Source organism: Amycolatopsis sp. NBC_00345, assembly GCF_036116635.1.
In the GTDB taxonomy this organism is placed as follows: Bacteria; Actinomycetota; Actinomycetes; order Mycobacteriales; family Pseudonocardiaceae; genus Amycolatopsis.
This window is the reverse complement of the sequence record NZ_CP107995.1, coordinates 9994937-10011846: the sequence shown is the minus strand read 5'-3', so window position 1 is coordinate 10011846 and position 16910 is coordinate 9994937. Positions and strand designations below refer to the sequence as shown.

The 16910-nt window shown below is 70.0% G+C and carries 14 protein-coding genes; 9 read left to right on the top strand and 5 right to left on the bottom strand.

Annotated elements, in window-relative coordinates; genetic code table 11:
• Positions 1-6 precede the first annotated feature (6 nt).
• Positions 7-2160 carry a 2Fe-2S iron-sulfur cluster-binding protein gene (locus OG943_RS45760; RefSeq protein ID WP_328607114.1) on the top strand — a complete coding sequence of 718 codons (2154 nt, stop codon included), beginning with the start codon at positions 7-9 and terminating at the stop codon, positions 2158-2160.
• 49 nt (positions 2161-2209) lie between these two features.
• On the opposite strand, the gene OG943_RS45755 is transcribed toward OG943_RS45760, so the two are convergent.
• Positions 2210-3181: a tetratricopeptide repeat protein gene (locus OG943_RS45755; protein ID WP_328607113.1), complete on the bottom strand. Its 972-nt coding sequence runs from the start codon at positions 3179-3181 to the stop codon at positions 2210-2212.
• A 134-nt stretch (positions 3182-3315) separates the two neighbouring features.
• Between OG943_RS45755 and OG943_RS45750 the strand changes: the two genes are divergently transcribed.
• The 3 genes from OG943_RS45750 to OG943_RS45740 all read left to right on the top strand — a co-directional run bounded on the left by OG943_RS45750 (position 3316) and on the right by OG943_RS45740 (position 5223).
• On the top strand, positions 3316-3705 hold the full coding sequence (locus OG943_RS45750) for a hypothetical protein (protein WP_328607112.1): 390 nt from the start codon (positions 3316-3318) through the stop codon (positions 3703-3705).
• A 106-nt stretch (positions 3706-3811) separates the two neighbouring features.
• Complete coding sequence (locus tag OG943_RS45745; RefSeq protein ID WP_328607111.1) at positions 3812-4369, top strand: type IV toxin-antitoxin system AbiEi family antitoxin domain-containing protein; 558 nt, start codon at positions 3812-3814, stop codon at positions 4367-4369.
• On the top strand, positions 4366-5223 hold the full coding sequence (locus OG943_RS45740; protein ID WP_328607110.1) for a nucleotidyl transferase AbiEii/AbiGii toxin family protein: 858 nt from the start codon (positions 4366-4368) through the stop codon (positions 5221-5223). Before OG943_RS45745 ends, OG943_RS45740 begins: the two co-directional genes overlap by 4 nt.
• A gap of 121 nt (positions 5224-5344) precedes the next feature.
• On the opposite strand, the gene OG943_RS45735 is transcribed toward OG943_RS45740, so the two are convergent.
• Complete coding sequence (locus OG943_RS45735; RefSeq protein ID WP_328607109.1) at positions 5345-5650, bottom strand: thiamine-binding protein; 306 nt, start codon at positions 5648-5650, stop codon at positions 5345-5347.
• Between the two features lie 90 nt (positions 5651-5740).
• Between OG943_RS45735 and OG943_RS45730 the strand changes: the two genes are divergently transcribed.
• Positions 5741-6241: a MarR family winged helix-turn-helix transcriptional regulator gene (locus tag OG943_RS45730; protein WP_328607108.1), complete on the top strand. Its 501-nt coding sequence runs from the start codon at positions 5741-5743 to the stop codon at positions 6239-6241.
• 64 nt (positions 6242-6305) lie between these two features.
• On the opposite strand, the gene OG943_RS45725 is transcribed toward OG943_RS45730, so the two are convergent.
• The 3 genes from OG943_RS45725 to OG943_RS45715 all read right to left on the bottom strand — a co-directional run bounded on the left by OG943_RS45725 (position 6306) and on the right by OG943_RS45715 (position 12722).
• Positions 6306-6677, bottom strand: coding sequence for a DUF3817 domain-containing protein (locus OG943_RS45725; protein ID WP_328607107.1), 372 nt, complete (start codon positions 6675-6677; stop codon positions 6306-6308).
• Positions 6678-6990: 313 nt separating this feature from the next.
• The gene (locus OG943_RS45720) at positions 6991-9381 is read right to left on the bottom strand and encodes a GH92 family glycosyl hydrolase (RefSeq protein ID WP_328607106.1); all 2391 of its coding nucleotides are present in this window, start codon (positions 9379-9381) and stop codon (positions 6991-6993) included.
• A 104-nt stretch (positions 9382-9485) separates the two neighbouring features.
• Positions 9486-12722 carry a GH92 family glycosyl hydrolase gene (locus tag OG943_RS45715; protein ID WP_328607105.1) on the bottom strand — a complete coding sequence of 1079 codons (3237 nt, stop codon included), beginning with the start codon at positions 12720-12722 and terminating at the stop codon, positions 9486-9488.
• Between the two features lie 334 nt (positions 12723-13056).
• Here OG943_RS45715 and OG943_RS45710 point away from each other — a divergent pair, with 334 nt between their 5' ends.
• Genes OG943_RS45710 through OG943_RS45695 form a run of 4 tightly spaced genes read left to right on the top strand, consistent with a single transcriptional unit; the run spans position 13057 to position 16886 of the window.
• Positions 13057-14040, top strand: a complete 984-nt coding sequence (locus tag OG943_RS45710) for a LacI family DNA-binding transcriptional regulator (protein WP_328607104.1) — start codon at positions 13057-13059, stop codon at positions 14038-14040.
• Positions 14037-15071, top strand: coding sequence for a class I mannose-6-phosphate isomerase (locus tag OG943_RS45705; RefSeq protein WP_328607103.1), 1035 nt, complete (start codon positions 14037-14039; stop codon positions 15069-15071). The genes OG943_RS45710 and OG943_RS45705 overlap by 4 nt, the downstream gene beginning before the upstream one ends.
• Before the next feature lie 4 nt (positions 15072-15075).
• Positions 15076-15840 (top strand): ATP-binding cassette domain-containing protein, encoded by a 765-nt coding sequence (locus OG943_RS45700; protein WP_328607102.1) that lies wholly within the window; start codon positions 15076-15078, stop codon positions 15838-15840.
• Positions 15837-16886, top strand: a complete 1050-nt coding sequence (locus tag OG943_RS45695; RefSeq protein WP_328607101.1) for an ABC transporter permease — start codon at positions 15837-15839, stop codon at positions 16884-16886. The genes OG943_RS45700 and OG943_RS45695 overlap by 4 nt, the downstream gene beginning before the upstream one ends.
• Positions 16887-16910: the final 24 nt, after the last annotated feature.

Here is a 16910-nt window from a genome sequence, read left to right as displayed (position 1 = left end):
TTGACGATGCAGTTGAGCACACTCCACCGCCTGACCACGGTCGACGAGGTCGAGGGCATCCTGGGACAACCGCCGTCGATGATCGCGCTGAAGCAGATCAGCGCCCTCGACGAGGGCTGCCGGACCATCCTGGCGCACTGCCCGCTCGCGGGCTTCGGCTACCGCGACGCCGACGGCGTCAGCCACACGACGTTCCTCGGCGGCCCACCGGGATTCGCGCGCGTCCACTCGCCCACGCGGATCTCGTTCACCCTGCCCGATGACGAGGCGCACGGCCCGGCGTCGTTCGTCTTCCTCCTGCCGGGCGTCGGGGAAACGTTGCGCGTCAACGGTTCCGTGGCCAAGCGGAAGGGCGCCGAGACGTTCGTCGACATCGAAGAGGCGTACGTGCATTGCGCGCAGGCCGTCATCCGCTCGCGCCTGTGGCAGCCGCCCGCTCCCGCCGAGCCGACGCCCGAGGTCGAAGGCGAGGGCCCGCTGTCCCGGCCCGGCGTCGCGGAGTTCCTTGCCGCCGCCTCGTTCCTCACTCTGTCCACTTGGGACGGATCGGGTGGCAGTGACACCAGCCCGCGCGGGGACCGGCAGGCCGTCGCGCGGATCCTCGACAGCCGGACGCTGGCCATCCCGGACCGCAAGGGCAACAAGCGCGCGGACAGCCTGCACAACCTGCTCCAGGACGACCGGCTCTCGTTCGCCGCGCTCGTCCCGGGCCGGACCGGCGTGCTGCACGTCAGCGGCCGGGGCTCGATCACCGACGATCCGGCGCTGCTGGAGACGATGGCGTTGCGCGGGACGCCCCCGCACGCGGCGCTGCTCATCGACGTCGAGCACGCCGAAGTGACCGCCAGCGCCGCCGTGACGCGCTCGCGGGCGTGGACCGCGGCCGCGCACCTGGAGCGCGGCACGGTGCCGGACCTGATGGTGCTGGCCGGGGACCACCTCGCCACGAACATGGCCAACGCCGAGGGCGGCGTGCTCGCTCGCGTGCTCAAGGTCGTTGCACGGATCCCCGGGATCGGCCGGGTGGTGCGGCTGGTGATGAACCGCGCCTACCGGTCCGGGCTGCAGAAGGAGGGTTACGACGACGTCGAGGTCGGCTCACAGCGCGGCGCACGGCTGAAGCGTCTCGCCGCCGAGCCCGCGGCGGAGAACCCGTTGCGGGAGGTGCGGATCGCCGAGGTACGCCGGGAAACACCCAGCGCGGTCACCCTCGTGCTGGAAGACGCCGAGCACCCGGGCTCCTTCGACTTCCGGCCAGGGCAGTTCTTCACGCTGGTCACGGACATCGACGGCCAGCCGGTGCGGCGCGCCTACTCCGCGTCGTCGGTGCCCGGGGCAGCGCGGCTGGAGGTCACGGTCAAGCAGGTCGAAGGCGGCCGGTTCTCGACCCACGTCCACCGGAACCTTCGCGCCGGGGACCGGCTGTCGGTGCGCGGCCCTTCGGGGGCGTTCCACGCCGATCCGGCGGCGGCGCACGAGGTTGTCCTGGTCGCCGCGGGCAGCGGGGTGACGCCGATGATGAGCATGATCCGCACCCTGCTCGCGACGTCGGGGACTCACCGGATCGCGCTGCTCTACACCAACCGCAGCGAGGAGGAGGTCATCTTCGCCGACGAGCTCCTCCGGCTGGGCAAGGAGAATTCGGCACGACTCGCGGTCACACACGTCCTGACGCAGGAGCGCGGACGGCTCGACGCTGCGGGTGCGCGCAGCTGGCTCACCGAGCTGCGGCCGTCAGAAGACGCGCGGTACTACCTGTGCGGACCCGAGGCGCTGATGGACACGGTCAAGGGCGTCCTGACCGAGCACGGTGTGCCGGACGACCGCGTGCACCACGAGCGCTACACCAGCGGGGCGGACACCACCGCCGCGACCACCGCGCCGCAGGAGATGGTCGTCGAGGACGGGACGCACGAGGTCGGCTCCGTGGTGGTCGAGCCCGGCCAGACGCTGCTCGACGCCGGGCTCGCGGCGGGGCTGCCGATGCCGTACTCGTGCACGGTCGGCAATTGCGGCGACTGCATGGTGAAGCTCCGCAGCGGGGAGGTCGCGATGAGCGGACCGAACTGCCTGACGCCGTCGCAGAAGGCCGACGGCTACGTCCTGGCCTGCGTGGGTTGCCCGCTGTCCAAGGTCACGCTGGACATCGCCGAGCCGTGACGGGCGGGGATCCGGCGAGCACGGTGTCCGCCGTGCTCGCCGGTTCTCCTCAGAACAGGGCGCTCGCCAGATTGCGGCGAGCCTTCATGACGCGCTCGTCCGCCGGGTCGAACAGCTCGAACAGGGCGACCAGGTGCTCGCGGACGCGGTTGCGGTCGTCGCCCGCGGTACGGCGGACCGTGTCGATCAGCCGGGTGAAGGCGGCGTCCACGTCCTGCTCCGCGATGTCCAGGTCCGCGGCGGCGAGCTGGGCGTCGAGGTCCGCGGGGTCGGCGTCGGCCTTCGCGCGGGCGTTCGGGTCGGCCGCTTCGGCACGGGCGGTGAACTTCACCTGGGCCAGCGCGTTCTTGGCCAGCTCGTTGGCGGGCTCGGCGTCGAGGATGCGTTCGTAGGCGGCCTGCGCGGCGGCGAAGTCACCCTGTTCGAAGGCGTCCTCCGCCTCGGTGAAGCGCGGGTCCTCCGGCTCCTCGACCGGGCCGCCGCTCGCCTCCTCCGCGGCACGGATGCCGGGCAGCTGATCGCGCAGCGCGTCGAGCAGGGCGCTCAGCCACTTGCGGATCTCGGGCTCCGGCAGGGCGCCGGAGAACGCGTCCACGGGCTGGCCGCCGCCGATGGCGACGACGGTCGGGATCGACTGGGCGCCGAACAGCTGCGCGATGCGCGGGTTCGCGTCCACGTCGACCTTGGCGAGCACCCAGGCGCCGCCGGACTCGGCGGCCAGGCGCTCCAGCACCGGGCTGAGCTGCTTGCACGGGCCGCACCATTCGGCCCACAGGTCCACCACGACGAGCTGGTTCAGCGAGCGCTCGACGACGTCGGACTGGAAGGTGGCCTCGGTGACGTCGAAGACCGCGCCGGACGGCGGCGCGGAGCCACTCGCCGGCGGCGCGCCCGCGGGCGGCGCCGGGGGCTGGTTCCGGGACGATTCGGCCCGGGCCTTGAGCGCGGACAGGTCGACCGCGCCGGACAGTGCGGCGGACATCGCCGCCGAGTTCGCTGCAGATCCGCGTGGGTGTGTCACTCTGCCATCCTGGCACGTCTGCCCCCGGCATTTCACTGCCGGTGCCCGCCCCGCCCGGCGCGGTTCACCCGGCTCGGGCAAGCTCACGCGGGAACGGGCGGGAGGTGACGGCGGACATGATGAGCCGGCGGAGGATGACGGTGACCCTGGCGATCGCCGCGGTGGCCGTGTGGCTGGGGACGGTCACCGTGCTCATCGCCCACCAGCCCGACCCCGGCGCCCCCTCCCCGGCCGCCCTGCGCGACGCGCTGGCCTCGGCACTCACCGCCCACGACGCCGACGCGCTGGGCAGCCTGCTGAACTACCCCGGCTCGGGCGCCTCGGACTTCGCCGACGACTACGTCGCCGTGCTGAACGACCAGGCCGTCCGTGACGTCGCCGTGCGCCTCGTCCCGGACGACCGGTCGCCGACCACCGCCGTGGTCACCGGTGTGGCCGGTGACCACCGGGCGTTCAGCTACCGGCTGGCCGTGACGGCGGAAGAGGGCCGCTGGACGGTGGCGTTCACCCCGCCGTTGCCGTGATCGGGCCGCCTGATCAGCCCGGCCCGACAAAGGGACAGCTTGGAACGAACTGTCATCAGGTACTCTTACGTGTAGACGTTTTGTTCCACGAGCGGAGGTGGCTGCGATGACGACGGTGACACCGGGCACGGCCGAACGTCACGGCCTGTCGCGCAGCGGGCTGTACCGCGCCGCGCGGGAAGGACAGCTGGAGCGCATCGCCCGCGGGATCTATCTGCCGGCGGACGCCGCCGCAGCGGACTGGGATTGGACCGAGGCAGCGATCCGGCGCCCGAAGGCGACGGTCTGCCTGACCTCGGCACTGGCCCACCATGATCTGACCGACACCATCCCGGCCGCGCTGGACGTCGCGATCCCTCGGGGGTCGCGCATCCCCGCCGGGAACCCATCGATCGCGTGGCACTCCTTCGACCGGGCCACCTTCGAACTCGGCCGCGACGAGATCCCCATCCCCGGCACCGAGTTGGCAATCGGGCTCTACTCCCCCGAACGGTCGATCGCCGACGCCTTCCGCCTCCGCGGTGAGATCGGCTACGAACTCGCCCGGGACGCCTTGAAGGAGTGGCTGCGCCGCGGCGGTAAGCCCGCACACCTCATCAAGCTCGCCACCACCCTGCCCAGGGCCAAGACCCCGATCCTCACCGCGCTGGACGCACTCGCATGAACACCGGCGACGCGACCTTCAAGCAGATCCAGGCCACCGCACGTTCGACCGCGGCAAAAACAGGACACGCCGTCCCGACGCAGGAATACCTGCTCCGGCACGTCCTCGAATCGTTCCTTGACCGCCTCACCCGCACGACCCATGCCGAGGACTTCGTTCTCAAAGGCGGCATCCTGCTCGCCGCCTACGGGATACGCCGCCCCACCAAAGACGTCGACGCGAACGCAGTCAACGCCGAGGTCTCGACCGCGCACCTCAGCACCGTGGTGCACGACATCGCCGCCGTCGACGCCCCCGACGGCGTGGTCTTCGACGTCGAAACGATCACCGTGCAGGAGATTCGCGAGCAAGCCGACTATCCCGGCTATCGAGTGCGAGTGAAGGCCGCGATCGGACCCTGGCAGGGTGTCGCAGCCTGGGACGTGTCCACCGGCGACCCGATCGTCCCCGCTCCACGAACCGTGCGAATCGGGCGAGTACTCGGGGATCCGATCAAGATACTCGGCTACGCACCAGAGACGACCATCGCGGAAAAGGGCGTCACCATCCTCGAGCGAGGCATCACCAGCACCCGATGGCGTGACTACATCGACATCGTCCAACTCGCCCAGCACGGCGTCGACGCAGACGAGCTTCTGCGCTCCGCTCAGGCGGCCGCCCGCTACCGCGGCGTCCACCTCGAACCCGTCAGCCTGCACCTGGCCGGCTACGGAACCGTCGGACAGACCAAATGGGCCGCATGGCGACGCAAGGAAGGACGCGACACCATCTCCGAAGAGCTCCTCGACAACCAAGTCGCACTCGTCGCCGCGATTCTCGATCCCATCTTCCGCGCAGGGTCCAGCACGGACTAGCGATCAACCTCGGTCACGCATACCGCTACGGCCAGATGATCCCACCGCTGTGGCGTGCCCTGAAGGGAGCCTTGAGGGCACCAACGACCCTGATGGTGGCCTTCAGGGCACGGAGCCGCGCTCAGTCCTCCCGCAGGTGCGCCTCGACGCGCTCGACCTTCGCCGTCAGCTGGCCCGAGTCGTAGCCGGGGCGGATGTCGGCCTTGAGGACCAGCCCGACGCGCGCCGAGCCCTCCCCCGCGGCTTCGACGGCCTGCTTCACCACGGCCATGCACTCGTCCCAGCTGCCTTCGACGTTGGTGAACATCGCGTTGGTCGAGTTGGGCAGCCCGCTGTCCCGGACCACCTTCACGGCGCGCGAAACCGCCTCGCTGACTCCGCCGTCCGGGTCGCCGCCCGAGGGGCTCACGCTGAACGCGACGATCATGTCCGGGTCCCTTCACTTGTCGGATCGGTCAAAAGCCACCGAGCAGGTCGAGCGTCACGTTCGGAGTACTCGCTGGTAATTTCGCGTGTCATGAACCGTCCGTTGCCGTTCGACCCGATCGCCCGCGCGGCCGAGCTCTGGGAGGACCGGATCGGCCCGGCCGGAACCATGGCCGCGGTCACCGGTGTGATGCGGGTGCAACAGATCATCCAGTCCGCGGTGGACGGCGCGCTCAAGCCGCACGGCCTCACCTTCGCCCGCTACGAGGCGCTTGTGCTGCTCACCTTCGCCCGCACCGCCAGCCTGCCGATGCGGGTGATGGGTGAACGGCTGCAGCTGCACCCCACCAGCGTCACCAACATAGTCGACCGGCTGGAGCGCGACGGCCTCGTCAAGCGCGTGCCGCACCCCACCGACCGCCGCACCACGCTGGTGGAGATCACCGACGACGGCCGGCGGCGCCGCGAAGCCGCGACGGACGCCGTCATCTCGATCGACTTCGGCCTCAGCGGCCTGACCGAGCGCCAGGTCGAGCAGCTCACCGAGCTGCTCACCAAGGTCCGCAAGTCCTCGGGCGACTTCAGCGAATAAAAAACTCGTGAGTGTTCATGACGGTTCTAACCGTCATAAACACTCACGAGTCAGGAAGAGCAGGTCAGGCGGCCGCGGTCTCCGGCACGCGCGGCTCGAACAGGCCGACGCCGCCGTGGGTCAGGCGCTCCGGGCCGTCGAGGCGGCCGTTGCGCAGGGCCCACTTCTCGAACAGCCAGGTGAACAGCGGCGGGATGCTGGACAGCAGCGCGAGCACCAGGGTCTTCGGGCGCCAGCCGAGCGGCTTCGCCACGGAGAGGGAAACCAGCAGGTACAGGACGAAGATCACGCCGTGCACCATGCCGATGACGGGCACGCCGCCCTCACCGGAGGAGTGCACGACGTACTTGAGAAACATCCCGATCAGCAACGCGGCCCAGGACAGGGCTTCGGCGACTGCGGCCACGCGGAACACGAGAGCGGCCTTGCTGGACACGACTTCCTCCTGTGCGTCACACGGGTGCGTGCTGCCTGCACACACAAAAACGTCCGAGTAGCACTGTCCAAGACGGACGGACCCGCTTGGCGTCAACAGCACTGTCGGACGTTGTATGAGAACAGTGTGAGGCGTGATCGCCCTCACCGGAACACCGGGGGCCGTGATCGTGCTCACGAAACTGGTCCATTGTGGTCTGGACCACTGGGGCGAACCGCGGTGAGCCGCGGCGAAATGCCGGGAAAACCGTGAAGGCCCCTTCCCGATCCTGCATGGCGGGAAAGAGCCTTCACGGATTGTCCTCAGCCGGACACTAACCGGCACATGGCGACGGCGGCGCCGACGATGGTGACGTTGCCCACGTCGCCTCCGCCGCGTCCGTCGTCAGCGAGAAGTCCAGAGTCGTGCCACGGCGGAGTTGCTCGACGCTGACGTAGGACTTGTCGCTCGGACGAGAGCCCACCTTCAGGCCCTGCACGTACTGCAGCTTCGCGCCGTCCGCGCCGCCGGCCTTGATCGTGACCGAGCGGCCGTTCTCAAGATGCAGGACGGACTTCGCGAAGCGCGGCGCGTTCAGCACGAAATTGCCCGTGCCCGGCACCGCCGGGTAGAGGCCCAGCGCGCTGAAGACGTACCACGCCGACATCGTGCCGAGGTCGTCGTTGCCGGTGACGCCGTTGGGCGCGTTGGTGAACAGCGTGTGCGCCGCGCGCACCACCGCGGAGGTCTTCCACGGCTGCCCGGTGAGCGTGTACATCCACGGCGAGTGCAGGTCCGGCTCGTTATTTGGGTTATAGCGGAACTGGTTGTAGTAGCTGTACGGGCCGACCACCCAGTCCTTGCGGACGGTCGCCGCCGGGTCCTTCACCAGGTTGTCGTAGGAGAAGAAGTCGTCGAGGCGCTTGCCGACGTTCGCCGCCCCGCCCATCTTCTGCTCCAGGCCGGGCACGTCCTGCTGCACCAGCCACTGGTACTGCCACGCCGTGCCCTCGTGGAAGCCGTCCTGGCTCTGCGGGCTGTACGGGCCGTCGGCCGGGGTGAACCAGGAGCCGCCAGGGACCTTCGGCCGGAAGAAGCCGGTGAAGCCGCGGTCGCTCACGCTCGGGTCCCAGAGCGTGGAGTACGTGCGGCCCTTCGCGGCCAGCGCGGCCGCGTCCTGCTTCTTGCCCAGCGCCGCCGCCATCACCGACAACGAGCAGTCGCCGAGGGCGTATTCGAGGGTGGCCGAAGCGCCGTGGTTCGGGTCGGTGTCCTGGCCCTTCTTCGGGAAGTCGGGCTGGTACTGGACAAAACCGTCGGCCTGGTAGCTCGCGTTGCCCGAGCGGCCCTGGAACGGCGAGGACGCCGGCGGGATCTCCCGCGAGTTCTGCAGGAGCGCCTGGTACGCCCGCGCCTCGTCCCCGCTCAGCGCGCCGAACCGCCACAGGTCCACCAGGAACGGCGTGACCGGGTCGCCGGTCATCGTGTTCGTCTCCTGGCTCGCGTACGCCCACCGCGGCAGCCAGCCGCCCTGGTCGTGGATGGCGAGGATGCTCTTCGCGATGTCACGGGCCCGGTCGGGCTTCAGCAGCGCGAGCAGCTGGTTCTGCGAGCGGTAGGTGTCCCACAGCGAGAAGAAGTCGTAGTACGTCCAGCCGATCGCCCAGTGGATCTTCTTGTCGAAGCCGTAGTACCGCCCGTCCGCGTCGTTCGCGGTGAGCGGCTGCAGGAACGAGTGGTACAGCGAGGTGTAGAACACCGTGCGGTCGTCGGTCGTGCCGCCGCCGATGTCCACACTGGACAGCTCCTGCCGCCAGTCGCGCTGCACGTCGGCCTTCACCGCGTCGAACGGGCGCTGCCGGGAGGCGGCGAGGTTGATGTCGGCGCCCCGGGCGTCCACTTGGGACGTCGAGGTGGTGGCCGTGACCTGGCCGCCCTTCGGGAAGGTCAGCCACGCGCCACGCAGGCCCGCGCCACCGGCGGACTCCTTGCTGCCGGGCGTGCCGCCGGTGGGCGACCAGGTGCCGTAGCTGGAGAACGGCTTGTCGAACTTCGTGGTGAAGTACGTGGTGTAGGCCTTGCCGCCGCAGAACGCCTGTGCCTCGACCGTGCCCGCGATGGTGTGGTCGTCGATCACGCGCACACTGCTGCCCGTCACCGGTTCCTTGGCGTTGGCCTGCCCGACGTTCACGAACACGTTGGCGGGACCGGACTTGTCGAACGTGTAGCGCTCGACGCCGCTGCGGGTGCTCGCGGTCGTCTCCACGTCCACGCCGCCGTAGCCGGTGAGGTGCACCTTGTAGTAGCCGGGCTTCCCGACCTCGCCGTCGTGGGTGTACGGCGCGGCGTAGGCGGCGTTGTCGAAAGTGGCGGGCTTCGTCGTGTCGAAGGCGCCGCCCGGGCCGACCTCGCCGGTGGTGGGCAGCGTGGACACCAGGCCGCCCTGCTCCCAGCAGCCCGCGCCGGACAGGAAGAAGTGGCCGAAGCCGCGGATCGCGGTGTCGGTGTAGAGGTAGCCGGCGTAATGGGTCGTCTGCGGGCTGACCTGCGTCATGCCGAACGGCGCGGACGCACCGGGGAAGGTGTTCCCCTCGTCCTGCGTGCCGATGAACGTGTTGACGGCGTCGAGCGGGTCACCGCCCGGGCGCGCGCCGGCGGGCGCGGGGGTCAGCCCGGCCGCGACGACGGCGAGCGCGACGGCGCCCGCCAGAACTCTGCTCCTCATTGAGCTTCCTTACTGGTGAAAGTCCGTCAAGGCCTCCTTACCCGCGTCGGACGCGGGTAAGGAGGCCTTGACGGCACTGGGCTTGACGACTGCGGGGTTTCAGATCAGCCGATGCCGATGCCGAACACGTGCAGCACTCCGCCGCTGACGTTGGACGGCAACGTCACGCTGGCCACCGTCTTACCGGCGTCGAGCGTGATCGGCGCCGTGCCGAACACCATCGTGCGAATCTGCTGCGGGTCGCCGCCCGAGGCGTTGCGGTACGGCGTGTTCAGCACGATCCGGTTGCCGAACGCCGGCTGCGCGCCGCCGCCGCCCAGCGTCCAGTCCGACATCCCGACGGTCGCGGTGGACTTGCTGCCGTCGGTGTAGGTGATGGTGAGCGTGCCCTGCGCGTTGCCGTCCGCGCCCGCGCCGAGCAGGGAAAGCTGGGTGCCGCTGCCGGTCACGTTCACCGTCTGGCCGTTGGCGACCGCGTTGTCGGGATCGCCGGTGGCGAACGACGGCCAGGTGAACTTGATCCCGTCACTGGTCACCGTGCCGCCCGGCTTGGCGCCGGCCGCGGCCAGCGCGTCGGCCGAGTAGCTCCAGCCGCCGCCGTCGAAGTTGGCCTTCGACGGGTCGGAGTCCGGCGAGATGCCGGTGTTGTCGACCGTGGCGAGCCAGCTGTTCGGCTGCGCGACCAGCACGGTGAGCGTCGCCTGGGTGCCGGCCAGGCCCGGCGCCGAGAAGGTCACCGGGATCCGCCGTGAACCGTCGGACGTGCCGGGCGGCACGGAAACGGTGAACGTGGCGTGCGCCTTGCCGCCCGCGGGCACCACGACGCTGCCGGTCGACGGCGAGAGGGTGATCCCGTCGACCGAGCCGGTGGTGTAGGTCCACGTCTTCGCGGTACCGGACAGGTCCTGCACGCCGGCCGAGGCCGTAGTGGTCGAACCGGCCGGGGCCACCACGCGGGCCGGGTCCACAAAGGACAGGCTCGGCTTCTCCTGGTCGCGGAACGACGGCGGCGCGTCGGCCGCGGCGCTGCCCCACGCGGTGGCGGTGGCCGAACGCGTGTAGTCCAGCGTGCCCCCGGAGGAGATCAGCGCCTCCGGCAGCCACGCCTTGGCCTCGGGCGAGCCGTTGACCTTCAGGCTGCCCACGTAGTCACCGGTGCCCGGCGCGTTGACGGTGATCTTCTTGCCCGCGCCCGTGGTGAGCACGGAGTGGGCGAACCGCGGCGTGGTGAGCAGCGTCTCGGCGCGGCCCGGGATCTCCGGGTACAGGCCGAGCGCGGACCAGACGTACCAGGCCGACATCTGCCCGAGGTCGTCGTTGCCGATCAGGCCCTCGGGGCGGGGGTTGTACAGCTCGTCCATCGACCGGTGCACGATGGACTGGGTCTTGGCCGGGGCGCCCGCGAAGGAGTAGACGAACGGCGCGTTGGAGTTCGGCTCGTTGCCCATGAAGGCGTACGGCTTCTGCGTGCCCGCGTTCAGCTCGGTGAAGAAAGTGTCCAATCGGGACTGCACGGCGGTGTTGCCGCCGAACGCCGTGACCAGGCCGCCGAGGTCGTAGGGCACCATCCAGTCGTACTGCGCGCCGTTGCCCTCGACCCAGCCCTGCGAGCTGGCGGGGTCGAAGCTGCCGGAGAACGAGCCGTCCGCGTTGCGCGGCTGCAGGTGCCCGGTGCCCGGGTTGTAGAGGTTCTGCCAGTTCTGCGCGCGCTTCATGAACGTGGTGTACGTGGCGCTGTCGCCCAGCCGCTTCGCGAACTCGGCGATGGAGAAGTCGGCGCTGGAGTACTCGAGCGTGTCCGCGCCGGCGCCCGGCACGTAGCCGAGCTTCTGGTAGTCGGCCAGGCCCGGCCGCTCGGTGTAACCCTGCGTCGGCTGGGTCGCGCCCTTGATCATGAGCAGCAACGCCTTCTGGGCGTCGAAGTCACGGGCACCGAAGGCGTACGCGCTGGAGACGATGATGTGGTACGGGTCGCCGTTCATCACGCCGGTGTAGTCGTTGGCCACGGTCCAGCGGTCCCACGCGCCGCCCTGTTCGGCGTACGCCATCATCGAGCGGACGATGTCCGAGGTCTGCTTCGGGTCGATCGTCGCCAGCAGCGGGATCTCCGAGCGGTAGATGTCCCAGCCGGAGAAGTTGGTGTACATCGCGTGGCCCTTGTCCGCCTTGTGGATGCGCCCGTCGAAGCCGGGGTAGCTGCCGTCCACATCGGAGAACACGTTCGGCTGGATCAGCGAGTGGTAGAGCGAGGTGTAGAACGTCGTCATGTCGGCGTCGGCGCCGCCGCTCACCGCGATCTTGCCGAGCTGGTCGTTCCACGCCTGGCGCGTCGCCGCGGCCACCTGGTCGAACGACTTCTTGCCGTTGTTCTCGGCCTTGAGGTTCGCGTTCGCCCCGTCGACCGACACGAACGACAGGCCGACCTGGGCGTTGACCTGCGCGCCGTTGAGGTTCGCGAAGGTGACGTAGCCGCCGCTGCCGGGGCCGCTGACCGTGGTGTCCTGGGTCTTCTCCTTGGCCGGGCGCGCGATCGCGGCGTCGACGCCGTTCGGCTGGGCCACCTTGGCCTTCGCGCCGCCGGACTCGGCGGTCTTGTTCGGCGTCACCGCGCCGTTCTTCCAGGTGCCGACGGAGGCGAACGGGGTGTCGAACTTCGCCGAGAAGTAGACCCGGTAGCTGTTCTTCGCGCCGCAGAACCGGCCGCTGGTCGCCCAGCCGCTGATCGTGTCCTTGCCGATGCTGATCGACGCGTCGTCGGTGCCGTTGACCGAGCCGGAGGTGTTCACCAGCAGGGTCGAGGACGCGCCGGCCGGGTAGGTCAGGCGCGCGGAGCCGGTGCGCTGGGTCGCGCTCAGCTCGACTTTCGCGCCGCTGTCCAGCTTCACGTCGTACGCGCCGGCAGTGGCGTGCTCGTTGTCGTGCGAGAACGTCGAGGTGTAGTGGCCGGGGTCGGTCGCCGGGGAGGTGGTCACCTCGCCCACGTACGGGATGAACGGGATGTCCTCGTAACTCGAGCAGCCCGCGCCCGAAAGGTGCGTGAGGCTGAACCCGGTGAGGGCGTTGTCGTCGTAGAAGTACCCGCCCGGCTGGGACTTCACCGTGTCCGGGCTCCACTGCACCATGCCGAACGGCGCCACCGCGCCGGGGAAGGTGTTGCCGGCGCCGCCGCCGGTCCCCTGGTCCGCACCACCGGGCCGCGTCCCGACGAACGGGTTGACCCACTTGGCCAGGTCCTGGGCCGGGGCATTCGCCGCCGCGAGGGCGGGCGCGGCCGGGGCCATCGCCGCCACCACCGCCGTGGTCAGGAAGATCAGTCCGGCTCTCCAGCGCGCTCGCGCCATATCGCCATCGCCTCTCCAATTGTCGGCGCGACGCCGGTCGCCCACCACCGTGGTCCAGGCATGGATGACAACCTTGTCGCGCACACCGTCGATGCGGGCAACCTTGGGCAATACCTCACGAGAACGTCAAGTCCGAGGTGGGAGTCTGTCCAGTTCAGGACAGACTGATCAGCCGATTGCACCACGACTTTCGCAGGCTGAATTCCGGTCATCGCGGCACGGGGATTGACATACCCCCGCTGCGTGGTGTGCAATCTGCGCCACTATGACAACGTTGTCTCCTCACGGCCGGGAAGCGGACGGGCTCCCCCGCCCGGCGAGCAGACGGGCCACCATGAGCGACGTGGCCCGGCTGGCGGGCGTCAGCATCAAAACGGTGTCGCGGGTCGTCAACGACGAGCCCGCGGTGCATCCGGACACCGCCGAGCGGGTGGTCGCGGCCATCGAGCAGCTCGGCTTCCGGCGCAACCTCGGCGCGCGCAACCTGCGCCGCGGGTCCACGACCGGCACCATCGGCCTCATCGTCGAGGACGTCGGCAACCCCTTCTACTCGGAGCTGAACCGCGCGGTCGAGCGGATCGCGACCTCGTTCGGCCGCCAGGTGCTCACCGGCTCGTCGGAGGAGAACTCCGACCGCGAGCGCGAGCTGGCCCTGGAGTTCTGTGCGCGCCGCGTGGACGGCATCCTCGTCGTCCCCGCCGGCATGCAGCACGGCTACCTGGTGCCGGAGATGCGCGCGGGCACGCCCGTGGTGTTCCTCGACCGGCCGGCCGGCGACATCGTGGCCGACACCGTGCTCCTCGACAACCTCGGCGGCGCCATCGAGGCGGTCACCCACCTCGCGGTCCACGGCCACCGCCGGATCGCCTTCCTCGGCGACAGCCCGGACATCTTCACCGCGGCCGAGCGCCTGCGCGGCTTCCGCGAGGGCTGCGTCCGCAACGGCATCTCCTACGACGAGAGCCTGGTCGTGATGACCACGCCCACGCCGGAGACCGTCGGCCACGCCGTGCGGTCCCTGCTCACCGGCCCCGGCGCCGCCACCGCGGTGATCGCCGGCAACAACCGGGTGGCGGTCCACCTGCTGCGCGCGCTGGCGCACGCGCCGCACCGGCTCGCCATGGTCAGCTTCGACGACTTCGAGCTGGCGGATCTGCTGGACCCGCCCGTCACGGTCGTCGCACACGACGTCAGCGCCCTCGGGCACGCGGGGGCAGAGCTGCTGTTCGCCCGCGTCCAGGGGGATCAGTCCGCACCGAGAAAGGTAATCCTGCCCGTGCATCTTGTCGCCCGCGGTTCCGGTGAGGTCGCCCCGTGAGCACGCACCTCGAGCCGATCCGGCTCCCGGCCAACCAGCCGCCGCAGTTCTATCGCGGCGGCGACGCCATCGCGGCCCTGCGCGGCGTCGGCTCCGAGACCAAGTTCGGCCCCGAGGACTGGGTCGGGTCCGTCACCACGATGTTCGGCCAGGACACCACCGGACTGACCCGGCTGCCCAGCGGCGTCTGGCTGCGCGACGCCGTGCGCGAGAACGCGGCCGCGTGGCTCGGCGCCAAGCACGTGGCGTCGCTCGGCGACTCCACCGGCCTGCTGGTGAAGCTGCTCGACGCCGGGCAGCGGCTGCCGGTGCACTTCCACCCGTCGGACGCGTTCGCCCAGCAGCACTTCGACTCGCACTTCGGCAAGACCGAGGCGTGGATCGTGGTCGGCACCTACGGCGACGACCCGCGGGTGTACCCGGGCTTCAAGGAGACGGTGGACAAGGCGACCGTCGCCGAGTGGACCCGCGAGCAGGACGCGCCGAGCATGCTGGGCGCGCTCAACAGCGTCGGCGTCCAGGCCGGCGACACGGTGTACATCCCGTCGGGCCTGCCGCACGCGATCGGCGAGGGCGTGTTCGTGGTCGAGCTGCAGCAGCCCACGGACTTCTCGCTGACGTTGGAGTGGCGGGACTTCCTGGCCTCGCCGGAGAAGGGCCACCTCGGCATCGGCTTCGACACCGCGATCGAGACGCTGGACACCTCCGGCTGGGACGAAGAGCGGTTGAAGTCCATCGTCAAGCACACCGCGGCGGACACCTCGTCCACTGTGGACCTGCTGGCGGCGGGCTCGGACGCGTTCTTCCGCGCGGACCGGCTCCAGGTGACCGGTGCGCCGGTGGCGCTGGACCCGTCGTTCGCCGTGCTCGTCGTGCTCGACGGCGAAGGCACGCTGCGCACGGAGGACGGCGGCGAGCACCCGCTGGCCAAGGGCGACACCTACGTGGTCCCGTACGACTCCGGCCAGGCCGAGGTCACGGGGAACCTGACCGTGATCCGCTGCCGTCCCCCGCTCCCCGAGAAGAGGTAGGCCGATGAGCGAGATCCTGCTCGACGCAGTCGACCTCACCAAGCACTACGGCTCGGTCGAGGCCCTGCGCGGCGCCTCCTTCCAGGCCCGCGCGGGTGAGGTCACCGCACTGATCGGCGACAACGGCGCCGGGAAGTCGACCCTGGTGAAGTGCCTGTCCGGCGCCGAACAGCCGTCGTCGGGCAAGATCCTGCTCGACGGCGCCGAGGTGCACTTCGACACCCCCACCACCGCGCGGCGCCTCGGCATCGAGACGGTGTACCAGGACCTCGCGGTGGCGCCGGAGCTCGACCCGGCCGCGAACCTGTTCCTGGGCCGGGAAATCCACCGCAAGGGCTTCCTCGGCAAGATCGGCATGCTGGACAAGCCCGAGATGCGGCGGCGGGCGGTCGAGGAGTTCAAGCGCCTCGGCGTGACGCTGCAGAGCACCGACGTGCCGATCGGCTCCCTGTCCGGCGGGCAGCGGCAGAGTGTCGCGGTGGCGCGCTCGGTGGTGTGGGCGTCGAAGGTCGTGTTCATGGACGAGCCGACCGCCGCGCTCGGCGTGGTGCAGCGCGAGCGCGTGCTGGACGTGATCAAGAAGGTGCGGGACAAGGGCATCGCCGTGGTGCTGATCAGCCACAACATGCCCGAGGTCCTGTCGGTCTCCGACCGGATCGAGGTGCTGCGGCTCGGCAAGCGCGTCGCGCGGTTCGTCGGCTCGGCCACGAAGCTGGAAGACCTCGTCGCGGCCATGACCGGCGCTCTCGTTCAGGAGGAAGCGGCGTGACCGCACCCGCGAAGGACCCGGAGATCCAGACCACTGTGGACGGTGGTTTCGGCAAGGTGCCGCTGGGCAAGCGGCTGATCGGCGCCAACACGTTCTGGATCGCGCTGGTGCTGCTGGCGCTGGTCATCGTGTTCACCGCGATCGCGCCGAACGAGTTCGCGACGCTGTTCACCTTCCAGACGCTGCTGATCGAAACGTCCGTGCTGCTCGTGCTGTCGGTCGGCATGACGTTCGTGATCATCACCTCCGGCATCGACCTGTCCGTGGGCTCGGTGCTGATCTTCGCCGGCATGGTGGCGGGCAAGACGATGGAGGCGCTCAGCGGCGGCGACGCGTCGAACGCCGGCTGGGGCGTGATCATCGTCGGGCTGGTCGCGGCCGTCGCCGCCGGCACGGTGTGGGGCCTGATCAACGGGTTCCTGATCGCGGTGGCGAACATCCCGCCGCTGATCGTCACGCTGGGCACCATGGGCGCGGCACTCGGCGCGGCGTACCTGCTCAACGGCGGGTCCGACGTGCGCAGCGTGCCCACCGAGCTGAACAAGACGCTGGGCTACGGCACGTCGTTCGGCGGGGTGCCGAACCTGGTGATGGTGGCCGTGGTGATCACGCTGATCGGCGCGTGGCTGCTGCACACCACGAAGTTCGGCCGCTACACCTTCGCCGTCGGCTCCAACGCCGAAGCCGCGCGGCGCTCCGGCATCGGCGTCACCGCGCACCTGCTGAAGGTGTACACGCTGACCGGGTTCCTGGCCGGGACCGCCGGGTTCCTCTCACTGGCCTACTACGCGTCGACCACGATCTCGGCGCACACCACGGACAACCTGAACGCCATCGCCGCCACGGTGATGGGCGGCACGAGCCTCTTCGGCGGCGTCGGGTCAGTGCTGGGCACGGTGATCGGCGTGTTCATCCCGGCCGTGCTGAAGAAGGGCTTCAACATCACGCACGTCCAGGACTTCTGGCAGATGATCGCGGTCGGCGCGGTGCTGATCGCGGCCGTCTGGTTCGACCAGCGACGCCGTCGCAACCGCAACTCCCGCTGACTCCCCCCGAGTACGAAGAGGTGC

Coding starts and splice junctions, on each gene's coding strand:
- OG943_RS45735 (WP_328607109.1), bottom strand. CDS start 5,650: ATGATCGTCGCGTTCAGCGTGAGCCCCTCGGGCGGCGACCCGGACGGC.
- OG943_RS45745 (WP_328607111.1), top strand. CDS start 3,812: ATGACGACGGTGACACCGGGCACGGCCGAACGTCACGGCCTGTCGCGC.
- OG943_RS45720 (WP_328607106.1), bottom strand. CDS start 9,381: ATGAGGAGCAGAGTTCTGGCGGGCGCCGTCGCGCTCGCCGTCGTCGCG.
- OG943_RS45710 (WP_328607104.1), top strand. CDS start 13,057: ATGAGCGACGTGGCCCGGCTGGCGGGCGTCAGCATCAAAACGGTGTCG.
- OG943_RS45730 (WP_328607108.1), top strand. CDS start 5,741: ATGAACCGTCCGTTGCCGTTCGACCCGATCGCCCGCGCGGCCGAGCTC.
- OG943_RS45715 (WP_328607105.1), bottom strand. CDS start 12,722: ATGGCGCGAGCGCGCTGGAGAGCCGGACTGATCTTCCTGACCACGGCG.
- OG943_RS45760 (WP_328607114.1), top strand. CDS start 7: ATGCAGTTGAGCACACTCCACCGCCTGACCACGGTCGACGAGGTCGAG.
- OG943_RS45740 (WP_328607110.1), top strand. CDS start 4,366: ATGAACACCGGCGACGCGACCTTCAAGCAGATCCAGGCCACCGCACGT.
- OG943_RS45750 (WP_328607112.1), top strand. CDS start 3,316: ATGACGGTGACCCTGGCGATCGCCGCGGTGGCCGTGTGGCTGGGGACG.
- OG943_RS45700 (WP_328607102.1), top strand. CDS start 15,076: ATGAGCGAGATCCTGCTCGACGCAGTCGACCTCACCAAGCACTACGGC.